General features: G+C 64.8%; 8 protein-coding genes. All 8 read left to right on the forward strand.

Annotated features, from left to right (window positions below; translation table 11 throughout):
- Positions 1-204 precede the first annotated feature (204 nt).
- Positions 205-3,057, forward strand: coding sequence for a 2-oxoglutarate dehydrogenase E1 component (locus tag AC3G88_RS04540; protein ID WP_153945236.1), 2,853 nt, complete (start codon positions 205-207; stop codon positions 3,055-3,057).
- Positions 3,058-3,153: 96 nt separating this feature from the next.
- Positions 3,154-4,407: a 2-oxoglutarate dehydrogenase complex dihydrolipoyllysine-residue succinyltransferase gene (gene odhB, locus AC3G88_RS04545; RefSeq protein WP_092594059.1), complete on the forward strand. Its 1,254-nt coding sequence runs from the start codon at positions 3,154-3,156 to the stop codon at positions 4,405-4,407.
- Between the two features lie 146 nt (positions 4,408-4,553).
- The gene (gene lpdA, locus AC3G88_RS04550; protein WP_488770319.1) at positions 4,554-5,978 is read left to right on the forward strand and encodes a dihydrolipoyl dehydrogenase; all 1,425 of its coding nucleotides are present in this window, start codon (positions 4,554-4,556) and stop codon (positions 5,976-5,978) included.
- A gap of 92 nt (positions 5,979-6,070) precedes the next feature.
- On the forward strand, positions 6,071-7,168 hold the full coding sequence (gene zapE, locus AC3G88_RS04555) for a cell division protein ZapE (protein ID WP_153945233.1): 1,098 nt from the start codon (positions 6,071-6,073) through the stop codon (positions 7,166-7,168).
- A gap of 158 nt (positions 7,169-7,326) precedes the next feature.
- Positions 7,327-9,948, forward strand: a complete 2,622-nt coding sequence (locus AC3G88_RS04560; protein ID WP_488770318.1) for a heavy metal translocating P-type ATPase — start codon at positions 7,327-7,329, stop codon at positions 9,946-9,948.
- Complete coding sequence (gene ccoS, locus AC3G88_RS04565; RefSeq protein ID WP_488770317.1) at positions 9,948-10,115, forward strand: cbb3-type cytochrome oxidase assembly protein CcoS; 168 nt, start codon at positions 9,948-9,950, stop codon at positions 10,113-10,115. The genes AC3G88_RS04560 and ccoS overlap by 1 nt, the downstream gene beginning before the upstream one ends.
- A gap of 168 nt (positions 10,116-10,283) precedes the next feature.
- Positions 10,284-11,732, forward strand: coding sequence for a cytochrome-c oxidase, cbb3-type subunit I (gene ccoN, locus AC3G88_RS04570; RefSeq protein ID WP_153945230.1), 1,449 nt, complete (start codon positions 10,284-10,286; stop codon positions 11,730-11,732).
- Positions 11,733-11,753: 21 nt separating this feature from the next.
- Positions 11,754-12,449 carry a cytochrome-c oxidase, cbb3-type subunit II gene (ccoO, locus tag AC3G88_RS04575; RefSeq protein ID WP_153945229.1) on the forward strand — a complete coding sequence of 232 codons (696 nt, stop codon included), beginning with the start codon at positions 11,754-11,756 and terminating at the stop codon, positions 12,447-12,449.
- The last annotated feature ends 2 nt before the right edge of the window (positions 12,450-12,451 follow it).

The raw sequence follows: 12,451 nt of genomic DNA on the forward strand, positions 1-12,451 counted from the left end.
AGACTTAGGTCCTTCCCGCACAACTTGCCCTTTCGGGTCTGGCGGCGAGACCGAGACAGACGGCACCCCCGGGTGCCGTTCGTTCAAGGTGGTAACCGCAGGACCCCCAAGAGTTGTTTGCAATCCGCTAACCGGTCAGGCCGTGTCGCGGAAGGTTGATGAACCCGCTTAACTCCGGCATACCCGGAGAATAGTGAGCGCCCCATGATGCAGCAGTATCAAAGCAATTCGTACCTCTTCGGCGGCAACGCCCCCTATGTGGAAGAGCTGTACGAGGCCTATCTCCAGAATCCCAGCTCGGTTCCCGACAACTGGCGCGCGTATTTCGACGCGATGCAGAATGTCCCGGCTGTGGATGGTTCCAACGCCCGCGATATCCCCCACGCACCGATCGTCGCCTCGTTCGCCGAGCGCGCCAAGGCGGGCCCCATCAAGACCATCGTTGCCTCGGCCGACTCCGACATGGGTCGCAAGCGCGTCGCTGCCACGCAGCTGATCGCCGCCTACCGCAACATCGGTTCGCACTGGGCCGACCTCGATCCGCTCAAGCGCCAGGAGCGTCCGCCCCTGCCTGACCTGGATCCGGCGTTCTACGGTTTTTCCGAGGCCGACCTCGACATCGTCTTCAATGCCAGCAACACGTATTTCGGCAAGGAGTCGATGAGCCTGCGCGAGCTGCTCAACAACCTCCGTGAGACCTACTGCGGCACCATCGGCGCCGAGTTCATGTACGTGAGCGACCAGGCGCAGAAGCGCTGGTGGCAGGAGCGCCTGGAAACCACGCGTTCCAAGCCCGTGTTCACGCTGGAGAAGAAGAAGCACATCCTCGACCGCCTGACCGCGGCCGAAGGCCTGGAGCGATTCCTCCACACCAAGTATGTCGGCCAGAAGCGTTTCTCGCTGGAAGGTGGCGAGAGCTTCATCGCCGCCATGGACGAACTGATCCAGCACGCCGGTACCAAGGGCGTGCAGGAAATCGTGATCGGCATGGCCCACCGCGGCCGTCTGAACGTGCTGGTCAACACGCTGGGCAAGATGCCGGCCGACCTGTTCGCCGAATTCGAAGGCAAGCACGTCGATGACCTGCCGGCTGGCGACGTGAAGTACCACAAGGGCTTCTCGAGCGATGTCTCGACCGAAGGCGGCCCGGTTCACCTGTCGCTCGCGTTCAACCCGTCGCACCTGGAAATCGTCAACCCGGTGGTGGAAGGCTCGTCGAAGGCCCGCCAGGAACGCCGTGGCGACGCCGGTCACAAGGAAGTGCTGCCGGTGCAGGTGCACGGCGACGCCGCCTTTGCAGGCCAGGGCGTGGTGATGGAAACGCTGAACCTCGCGCAGACCCGCGGCTACGGCACGGGCGGCACGATGCACATCGTCATCAACAACCAGATCGGCTTCACGACGTCTGACCCCCGCGATGCGCGTTCGACGCTGTATTGCACGGACGTGGTCAAGATGATCGAGGCCCCGGTGCTGCACGTGAACGGCGACGATCCCGAAGCCGTGGTGTACGCCATGCAGCTGGCCGTTGACTTCCGCATGGAATTCAACAAGGACGTCGTGGTCGACATCATCTGCTTCCGCAAGCTGGGTCACAACGAGCAGGACACCCCTGCCATGACGCAGCCGCTGATGTACAAGAAGATCGGCCAGCACCCGGGTACGCGCAAGCTGTACGCCGACAAGCTGGTGGCCCAGAACCTGACCGCCGCCGACTTCGGCGACGAGCTGGTCAAGGGCTACCGTGCCGCCATGGACGCCGGCAAGCACACGGTGGACCCGGTCCTGTCGAACTTCAAGAACAAGTTCGCCGTCGACTGGATGCCGTTCCTGAACCGCAAGTGGACCGATGCCGCCGACACCGCCGTTCCGATGACGGAACTGAAGCGTCTGGCCGAGCGCATCACCACGATCCCGGAACAGCTCAAGCTGCACCCGCTGGTGGACAAGGTCATCAAGGACCGTGCCAACATGGGCAAGGGCGAGCAGATGCTGGACTGGGGCATGGGTGAACACCTGGCCTTCGCCTCGCTGGTCGCTTCGGGCTACCCGGTGCGTATCACCGGCCAGGATGCCGGCCGCGGTACCTTCACGCACCGTCACGCCGTGCTGCACGACCAGGCTCGCGAACGCTGGGATGCCGGTTCGTACGTGCCGCTGCAGAACGTGTCGGACAACCAGGCACCGTTCACGGTGATCGACTCGGTGCTGTCGGAAGAGGCCGTGCTCGGCTTCGAATACGGCTACTCGACCGCCGAACCGAACGCGCTGGTGATCTGGGAAGCCCAGTTCGGCGACTTCGTCAACGGCGCCCAGGTGGTGATCGACCAGTTCATCTCGTCGGGTGAAGTGAAGTGGGGCCGCGCCTCGGGCCTGACGATGATGCTGCCGCACGGCTACGAAGGCCAGGGTCCGGAACACAGCTCGGCCCGTATCGAGCGTTTCCTGCAGCTCTGCGCAGACCACAACATGCAGGTGGTCCAGCCGACCACGCCGGCCCAGATCTTCCACCTGCTGCGCCGCCAGATGATCCGTCTGTTCCGCAAGCCGCTGGTGATCATGACGCCGAAGTCGCTGCTGCGCAGCAAGGACGCCGTGTCGCCGCTGTCCGATCTGGCCAAGGGCCATTTCGAGACCGTGATCCCCGATCACGAGGAACTGAACGCCAGCAAGGTCAAGCGCGTGATCATGTGCTCGGGCAAGGTCTACTACGACCTGGTCAACACCCGCAAGGAACGCGAGGCGACCGACACGGCGATCATCCGCCTGGAGCAGCTGTATCCGTTCCCGCACAAGGCCGTGGCCGCGGAACTCAAGAAATACCCCGGCGCGACCGAAATCGTGTGGTGCCAGGACGAACCGCAGAACCAGGGCGCCTGGTTCTTCGTCCAGCACTACATCATGGAAAACATGACGGAAGGCCAGAAGCTCGGTTATGCCGGTCGTCCCGCCTCGGCTTCGCCGGCGGTGGGCTACTACGCAAAGCACAACGAGCAACAGAAGGCGCTGCTGGAAGCCGCGTTCTCCAAGCTCAAGGGCTTTGTTCTGACCAAGTAATTCGTTGGTACCCCGCGGCGGCGCTCAGGGATGCGCGCCGCGGGACTACCTGCCTGAAACGAAACACACACGCATACATCGAGGATTTAACAAACCATGGCTATTGTTGACGTCAAGGTTCCGCAACTGTCTGAATCGGTCGCCGAAGCGACCATGCTGAACTGGAAGAAGAAGCCGGGCGAAGCCGTTGCTCAGGACGAAATCCTGATCGAAATCGAAACGGACAAGGTTGTGCTGGAAGTGCCGGCCCCGTCGGCTGGCGTGCTGTCGCAGATCGTCAAGAACGACGGTGACACCGTTGTTGCCGACGAAATCATCGCCAAGATCGACACGGCAGCCACTGCTGGCGCCGCCGCTCCGGCCGCCGCCGCCCCGGCTCCCGCCGCCGCCGCACCGGCTCCGGCCGCTGCCCCGGCTGCCGCGCCCGCTGCCGCTGGCGCCATCGCCATGCCGTCGGCTGCCAAGCTGATGGCCGAAGGCGGCCTGTCGGCCTCGCAAGTGGCCGGCACCGGCAAGGACGGCCGTATCACCAAGGGTGACGTGCTGGCCGCCGGTTCGGCGCCGGCCGCCAAGGCTGCGCCGGCTCCGGCCGCTGCCAAGCCGGCCCTGCCGCAAGTGTCGGCCCAGGTCGACTTCGCCGCGCTGGGCGACCGCCCGGAAGAGCGCGTGCCGATGAGCCGCCTGCGCGCCCGCATCGCCGAGCGCCTGGTGCAGTCGCAATCGACCAACGCCATCCTGACCACGTTCAACGAAGTGAACATGAAGCCGGTCATGGATCTGCGTAACAAGTACAAGGATCGCTTCGAGAAGGAACACGGCGTGAAGCTGGGCTTCATGTCGTTCTTCGTGAAGGCCGCCGTCCACGCGCTGAAGAAGTACCCGATCATCAACGCTTCGGTGGATGGCAACGACATCGTCTACCACGGCTACTTCGACATCGGTATCGCCGTTGGTTCGCCGCGTGGCCTGGTGGTGCCGATCCTGCGCAACGCCGACCAGATGAGCCTGGCCGACATCGAGAAGAAGATTGCCGAGTTCGGTGCCAAGGCCCGTGACGGCAAGCTGTCGCTGGACGACCTGACCGGCGGTACGTTCTCGATCTCGAACGGCGGTACGTTCGGTTCGATGCTGTCGACCCCGATCATCAACCCGCCGCAATCGGCCATCCTGGGCGTTCACGCCACCAAGGACCGCGCCGTGGTGGAAGACGGTCAGATCGTGATCCGTCCGATGAACTACCTGGCCATGTCCTATGACCACCGTATCATCGACGGCCGCGAAGCCGTCCTGGGTCTGGTGGCCATGAAGGAAGCGCTGGAAGATCCGGCCCGCCTGCTGCTGGACCTGTAATCGGTCCTGTCCCCAGACAGACACTCCGTCTTTCGTTTGTCGTCGTCCCCGCACTACGGTGCGGGGACCCGGCGAGCGCATCTGCACGATGCCGCCGGATGCCTGCCATATTGGCGCGGGCATGACGTGCCAAAGAGATATTTCCCATGAGCAAACAATTCGACGTGCTGGTGATCGGCGCCGGCCCCGGCGGCTACATCGCCGCCATTCGTGCTGCCCAACTGGGCCTGAACGTGGCCTGCCTGGAAGGCAACGCCTATGACGATCCCAAGGGCGAAGCCCGCCTGGGCGGCACCTGCCTGAACGTGGGTTGCATCCCGTCCAAGGCGCTGCTGGCTTCCTCGGAAGAGTTCGAGAACGCCTCGCACCACCTGGCCGACCACGGCATCACCGTGGGCGACGTCAAGGTCGACGTGGCCAAGATGCTCAAGCGCAAGGACGACATCGTCGGCAAGATGACCAAGGGCATCGAGTTCCTGTTCCGCAAGAACAAGATCACGCTGTTCAAGGGCTACGGCAAGTTCGCAGGCAAGGCCGCCGAAGGCTTCCAGGTCGAAGTGAACGGCGAAACGCTGACCGCCAAGCAGGTCATCATCGCCACGGGCTCGAAGGCCCGCCATCTGCCGGGTATCCCCGTCGACAACAAGCTAATCAGCGACAACGAAGGCGCGCTGAAGTTCGAGACGGTGCCGAAGAAGCTGGGCGTGATTGGCGCTGGCGTGATCGGCCTGGAACTCGGTTCGGTCTGGCGCCGCCTGGGTGCCGACGTGACCGTGCTGGAAGCGTTGCCCGCGTTCCTGGGCGCCGCCGACGAAGGCGTGGCCAAGGAAGCCCAGAAGCTGCTGACCAAGCAGGGCCTGAAGTTCAACCTGGGCGTCAAGGTCAACGAAGTCAAGGCCGGCAAGGACAACGTCACCGTTGCCTACACCGACAAGGACGGCAAGGACCAGACGCTGGAAGTCGATCGCCTGATCGTATCGGTTGGCCGCGTGCCCAATACCGACAACCTGGGCCTGGAAGCGGTTGGCCTGGGCGTGGATCAGCGTGGCTTCATCGAAGTCGACGACCACTGCCAGACCAAGGTGCCGGGCATCTGGGCCATCGGCGACGTGGTGCGTGGCCCGATGCTGGCCCACAAGGCGGAAGACGAAGGCGTGGCCGTGGCCGAGCGCATCGTCGGCCAGAAGCCGCACATCGACTTCAACACGGTTCCGTGGGTCATCTACACGTTCCCGGAAATCGCGTGGGTCGGCAAGACCGAGCAACAGCTCAAGGCAGAAGGCCGCGAGTACAAGTCGGGCCAGTTCCCGTTCATGGCCAACGGCCGTGCACTGGGCATGGGCGCGGCCGACGGCTTCGTCAAGATGCTGGCCGACGCCAAGACCGACGAGATCCTGGGCGTGCACATCGTGGCAGCCAATGCTTCGGACCTGATCGCCGAAGCCGTGGTGGCCATGGAGTTCAAGGCGGCAAGCGAAGACATCGGTCGTGTCTGCCACCCGCACCCGTCGATGTCGGAAGTCATGCGCGAAGCCGCGCTGGCCGTCGACAAGCGTCAGCTGAACATGTAATACCCGTTCACCTCCTGGTGAACACCGGCGCGCCGCGATTCCTGCGGCGCGCCGTTTTCGCTTGAAGCCCCCCGGCATTTCCGAGCCCCGACATGAACGTCACCGAGTTTTACGAACACGAACTCAAGCAGCGCGGCTACCAGTCCGACGAGGCGCAATTGCGCGCCGTGGCCCGGCTGCAGCAGTGCTACGACGAGTGGGTGGCGTACAAGAGCCGCCGCAACAACGCGCTGAAGAAGCTGCTGGTACACCCGGATGTGCCCAAGGGCGTGTACCTGTGGGGTGGGGTGGGGCGCGGCAAGTCGTTCCTGATGGACAGCTTCTATTCCTGCGTGCCCGTGGTGCGCAAGACCCGGCTGCATTTCCACGAATTCATGCGCGAGGTGCATCGCGAGCTCGAGGAGCTGCGGGGCCGCGCCGATCCGCTCGACGAACTGGCCAGGCGCATTGCGCGCCGATTCCGGCTGATCTGCTTCGACGAGTTTCACGTCAGCGACGTGGCGGATGCCATGATCCTGCACCGCCTGCTGCAGCAGCTGTTCGACAACGGCGTGCAGTTTGTGATGACCTCGAACTATCGCCCGGACCTGCTGTATCCGGACGGCCTGCATCGCGACCGCGTGCTGCCGGCCATCCACCTGCTGCAGACGAAGCTCGACGTGCTGAATGTCGACGCCGGCATCGATTACCGGAAGCGGGCGCTGGAACAGGTGCAGGCGTACCACACGCCGCTGGGCCGCGAGGCAAGCGCCGCACTGCGCGACGCGTTCGTGTCGATCGCGGGAACTGCCGATGAATCGCCGATTCTCCATATCGAGCATCGCGAGATCAAGGCGCTGCGCAAGGCCAACGGCGTGGTCTGGTTCGATTTCGCCACGCTGTGCGGCGGACCGCGTTCGCAGAACGACTATCTGGAAATTGCCTCGCAATTCCACACCGTGATTCTCTCGGACGTGCCGAAGATGACGCCGCGGATGTCGTCGGAGGCGCGCCGCTTCACCTGGCTGATCGACGTGTTCTACGACCACAAGGTCAAGCTGCTGATTTCGGCCGAAGTGCCGGCCGACGAGCTGTACACGGAAGGGCAGATGGCCAACGAGTTCCACCGGACCGTGTCGCGGATCATCGAGATGCAGTCGCGGGAATACCTGGAGTCGGAACGCCGGGTGATGGACACTTCGCTGACCTGACCGGCCTGAAGTCCAGGCACGTCAAGGCATCCGGCAAGCCTCCGTTGTTTGTCGGACACCTGCGGGGGCGATTCTGAGATCGTTCCCCCAAGTTTGATTTGTATCAAGGTAGGGCGCGCGCAAGGTACCTAGTATCCACTGGGTAATAAAAGCGCGCCATGTCGTCTCCAACTCCCGCCCCCCTCGCGCCAGGTCTGGTATCTGCCGCCGTTCCGGCCAGTACCTTTGCCGACCATCCGGACGCCCGTTCTCCCGGGCGGGCATTGGCGTCTTCTGCGTCAATAGCCTCTGACTCCACCGATTGTTTCCATTGCGGCCAGCCGCTGAAGGCCGCCGTGCCATTTGTCGCCCAGATTGACGGCCAATCGCGCAGCTTTTGCTGTGGCGGCTGCCAGACCTTGGCGCAGACGCTGCACGCGGCCGGTTTCGGTCATCTCTATGGCGATGTCACGCGCTTTGCGCGGCCGATCGACGCCGAAGCGCGGCGCGAAGCCGAGCCGGTCTGGGCGGCCTACGACAGCCCGGAACTGCGCGGCCAGTTCGTGCGACCGGCGGGAGAGGGCCGTTCCGAGGTGACGTTGGCCCCGGAAAACATCCGCTGTGCTGCCTGCGCCTGGCTGATCGAACAGCATCTGGGGCAGCTCGACGGGGTGGAATCGGTGGTGGCCAACGTGGCGACGCGCCGCGTGATCGTGCGCTGGCGCGACGCCTCGCAAGGCGTGGCCAACCTGCTGTCCAGCCTGGCCGATATCGGCTATGCGGCGTGGCCGTTCGAGGTGTCGCGCTCCGACCAGCAGGACCGCCGCGAACGCCGCAGCCTGCTGATGCGGATGGCGGTGGCCATGCTCGGCATGATGCAGGTGATGATGTACGCGTGGCCGCTCTACACGCATGAGGCCACGATCGATCCCGGCCAGCTGCAGCTGATGCGCTGGGCCAGCTTCGCACTGACCGTTCCGGTCGTTCTCTATTCCGCGTGGCCGATCTTTGCCGGCGCCTGGCGGTCGCTGCGCCACCGCCACATGGGCATGGACGTGCCGGTCGCGATTGGCGTGGCGGCCGGGTTCCTGGCCAGCGCCGTTGCCACCGCGCGCGGCGTGGGCGAGGTCTATTTCGATTCCGTGACGATGTTCGTCGCGTTCCTGTTGCTGGCGCGCTACCTGGAACTGCGCGTGCGCCAGGCATCGCGCAGCGGCGCGGAAATGCTGGCGCGGCAGCTGCCAGCCACCTGCGAGCGGCTGGCGCAGGCCGGCGGGGCGGGCGAGCGCATCCCGGTCGCCAGATTGCAGCCGGGCGACCGCATCCGCGTCAAGGCAGGCGAGATCGTGCCCGCCGACGGGGTGGTGCTGGCCGGCGCGAGCGAGCTTGATGAATCGATGCTGACGGGCGAGGCGCGCCCGGTGAAGCGCGCGACAGGCGACGCGGTGCTGGCGGGCTGCTTCAATGCCGCCAGCCCGCTGGAAATACGTATCGAGCGGATTGGCGCGCAAACGCGGCTGGCGGAGATCGTCGCCGTGCTCGACCGTGCGCTGGCGGACAAGCCCCGGCTGGCGCAAGTGGCCGATCGCGTGGCCGGCTGGTTCGTCGGCACGCTGCTGATCATGGCCGTGGTGACCGGGGCGGTCTGGGCGCTATGGATCGATCCGTCGCGCGCCTTGCTGGTAACGGTGGCGGTGCTGGTCGTCAGCTGCCCTTGTGCGCTGTCGCTGGCCACGCCGGCCGCGCTGGCGGCCGCGGGGGCGGCGCTGTCCCGGCGCGGGATGCTGCTGACACGCGCGCATGCCCTCGAAGCATTGGCCCGGGTGACCGACGTGGTGCTCGACAAGACCGGCACGCTGACCGAAGGGCGCTTTGCGCTGGTGTCCACGCAGACGTTCGGGGCGCTCGATGCCCTGGCTTGCCAACGCGTCGCGGCCGCCATGGAACGCGGCGGCGAGCATCCGATTGCGCGGGCGTTCGCTGAGTCCTGCGACGACGCGGACGCGGATCATCCCGTTGTGAGCGAACTGCGCAATGTGCCGGGGCAGGGGCTCGAAGCGTCGGTCGACGGCTGCCGGCTTCGCCTGGGGCGCCGCGAGTACGCGGCCGCCCTCTCATCGAGCGCAGAGGCCGATGAATGCGGGCACGGGAGCCATCCGGGCGCCACGCAGGTGTGGCTGGGCGACACCACCGGCTTGCTCGCCTGCTTCCTGCTCGCCGATGTCGAGCGCGGCCAGACCCGTGCATTGCTGCGCGCGCTGGATTCGCTGGGCGTGCGCTGCCACCTGGTGTCGGGCGATGGCACGGCGGCCGTGCGCTGGTGGGCCGGCCGTTTCGGCATGGATACCGCCCTGGGCGCCGTGACGCCAGAAGGCAAGCGCGAGTACGTGGCCGCACTGCAGCAGCGCGGCGCGGTGGTGCTGGCGGTGGGCGACGGCATCAACGATGCCCCGGTGCTGGCGCAGGCGCAGGTATCGATCGCCATCGGCAGCGGTGCACCGCTGGCGCAGGCGGGGGCCGATGCGGTGCTGACGCACGGCGGGGTGGCGGAGATCGCCACCGCCGTTGCCGCCGCACGCCGCGCGCGCCGCGTGGTGCGGCAGAACCTGGGCTGGGCCTTTGCCTACAACGTGGTGGCCATCCCGCTGGCCGCGACGGGCCACGTCACGGCCTGGATGGCCGGGATCGGCATGTCGGTGTCATCGCTGCTGGTGGTGGCCAATGCGTGGCGGCTGCTGCGCGTCAAGGCAGCGGCGCCCGAAGTGCCGGAAGCCCCGGAAGCGCGGGAGGGGAAAGCCTGATGGAAACGCTATATCTGCTGGTGCCGATGAGCCTGGTGCTGGTGGCATTGATCGCCGGGGTCTTGTGGTGGGCGCTGCATGCGGGTCAGTACGACGACCTGGACCGGCCCGCCGAATCGATCCTGCTCGATAACGACAAGCCGCAGGGGCCCGAACAAGCCCGGTAGGGCGAATCGGCCGATGCGTCCTGGTGCAAGACCGGTGCACAGACATTACCCGGCGAAAACAGTTCGTGCGTGGTGCGTAAGGATTGATTGAAGTCAACGCGACGAGCGCGCTGTTTTTCTAAAGTCACACAGTCAATAGGTTTATTCTTACTTAGCTTGGGGGTCTGAATGGCTGTCACCACCGCGTCTCCACGCGTCGACACCTTCAACTACGGTGTAGTGCGGCAGTTTGCCGTCATGACCGTTGTCTGGGGCATCGTCGGCATGGCCGTAGGCGTTCTGCTTGCGGCGCAACTGATCTGGCCGGATCTGAATTTCAATACGCCGTGGCTGTCGTTCGGCCGACTGCGACCATTGCATACCAATGCAGTGATCTTCGCCTTTGGCGGCAGCGCACTGTTTGCCACGTCGTATTACGTGGTGCAGCGCACCTGCCAGGCACGCCTGTTCTGCGGACCGCTCGCGGCATTCACGTTCTGGGGCTGGCAGATCGTCATCGTGGCCGCCGCGATCACGCTGCCGATGGGCATCACAAGCTCGAAGGAGTATGCCGAGCTCGAATGGCCGATCGACATCCTCATCACGCTGGTCTGGGTGGCCTACGCCATCGTCTTTTTCGGCACGATTGTCAAGCGCAAGACCCGGCACATCTACGTGGCCAACTGGTTCTTCGGCGCCTACATCCTGACCATCGCCATCCTGCATATCGTCAACAACATCGAGATGCCGGCGTCGATGTGGAAGTCGTATTCCGCCTATGCGGGCGTGCAGGACGCCATGATCCAGTGGTGGTACGGCCATAACGCGGTGGGCTTCTTCTTGACCACCAGCTTCCTGGGGATGATGTACTACTTCATCCCGAAGCAGGCCGAGCGGCCGATCTATTCGTATCGCCTGTCGATCGTCCACTTCTGGGCGCTCAATTTCACCTACATGTGGGCCGGCCCGCACCATCTGCAATACACCGCGCTGCCCGACTGGGCACAGTCGCTGGGCATGGTGTTCTCGCTAATCCTGCTCGCGCCGTCGTGGGGCGGCATGATCAACGGCATCATGACCATGTCCGGCGCGTGGCACAAGCTGCGTACTGACCCGATCCTCAAGTTCCTGGTGGTGGCGCTGTCGTTCTACGGCATGGCCACGTTCGAGGGCTCGATGATGTCGATCAAGACCGTGAACGCGCTGTCGCACTACACGGACTGGACGATCGGCCACGTCCATTCGGGCGCGCTGGGCTGGGTCGCGATGATCTCGATTGGCTCGCTCTACTACCTGATCCCGCGCCTGTTCGGCGAAAAGCAGATGTACAGCACGCGCCTGATCGAACTGCACTTCTGGGTGGCCACGATTGGCGTGGTGCTCTATATCGCCTCGATGTGGATCGCCGGTGTGATGGAAGGCCTGATGTGGCGCGCCACGCAGCCGGACGGCACGCTGACCTACGCGTTCGTGGAAGCGGTCAAGGCCAAGTATCCGTTCTACCTGATCCGACTGGCCGGTGGCCTGTGCTTCCTGGGTGGCATGTTCATCATGGCCTACAACGTGTTCCGCACCATCGCCGGCAAGCCGGCCGTGGACGCGCCGATTCCGGCCAGCCTGCCGGCTTCCGCCCACTGACCAGAGCCGAGGACGCAAACAATGTCTCAGAATCAAGGATTTTTCAGGCACGAGACGCTGGAAAAGAACGTCGGCTGGCTGATCATCGCGACAATCATCGTGGTCAGCATTGCCGGTCTGGTGCAGATCGTGCCGCTGTTTTTCCAGCACTCCACCACCCAGCCCGATCCGGGCATCACGCCGTATTCGCCGTTGCGGCTGATGGGGCGTGACATCTATATCCGTGAAGGCTGCGTGGGGTGCCATTCGCAGCAGGTGCGCACGCTCCAGGCCGAAACCGAGCGTTATGGCCATTTCTCCACGGCGGGGGAGTCGGTGTATGACCACCCGTTCCTGTGGGGTTCGAAGCGTACGGGCCCCGACCTGGCCCGCGTGGGCGGCCGGTATTCCGACGACTGGCAGCGCATTCACCTGCGCAATCCGCGCGACGTGGTGCCCGAATCGGTGATGCCGTCGTATCCGTGGCTCGAAAAGACGCCGCTGCCGACCGATTCGGTCCAGGCCCGCATGCGTGCGCTGCAGCGTCTGGGCGTGCCCTATACCGATGCCGACATCGCTGGCGCACCGGAAGAGCTGGTGGGCAAGACCGAAGAGGACGCCATGGTCGCGTACCTGCAGGGTCTGGGCCTGAACCGTCGCAATGTCCGTCTGGATACGGCCCCCGCGCCCGCCGCGGCAGCGCCCGCGGCCGAGACGGCCGCACCCGCCAAGGAGTAACG

Source organism: Cupriavidus sp. 86D6 (genome assembly GCF_057815095.1).

What these genes read in the sequence shown, in the direction of transcription:
- AC3G88_RS04540 (WP_153945236.1), top strand. Translation starts at nt 205, where the DNA reads ATGATGCAGCAGTATCAAAGCAATTCGTACCTCTTCGGCGGCAACGCC.
- odhB (WP_092594059.1), top strand. Translation starts at nt 3,154, where the DNA reads ATGGCTATTGTTGACGTCAAGGTTCCGCAACTGTCTGAATCGGTCGCC.
- lpdA (WP_488770319.1), top strand. Translation starts at nt 4,554, where the DNA reads ATGAGCAAACAATTCGACGTGCTGGTGATCGGCGCCGGCCCCGGCGGC.
- zapE (WP_153945233.1), top strand. Translation starts at nt 6,071, where the DNA reads ATGAACGTCACCGAGTTTTACGAACACGAACTCAAGCAGCGCGGCTAC.
- AC3G88_RS04560 (WP_488770318.1), top strand. Translation starts at nt 7,327, where the DNA reads ATGTCGTCTCCAACTCCCGCCCCCCTCGCGCCAGGTCTGGTATCTGCC.
- ccoS (WP_488770317.1), top strand. Translation starts at nt 9,948, where the DNA reads ATGGAAACGCTATATCTGCTGGTGCCGATGAGCCTGGTGCTGGTGGCA.
- ccoN (WP_153945230.1), top strand. Translation starts at nt 10,284, where the DNA reads ATGGCTGTCACCACCGCGTCTCCACGCGTCGACACCTTCAACTACGGT.
- ccoO (WP_153945229.1), top strand. Translation starts at nt 11,754, where the DNA reads ATGTCTCAGAATCAAGGATTTTTCAGGCACGAGACGCTGGAAAAGAAC.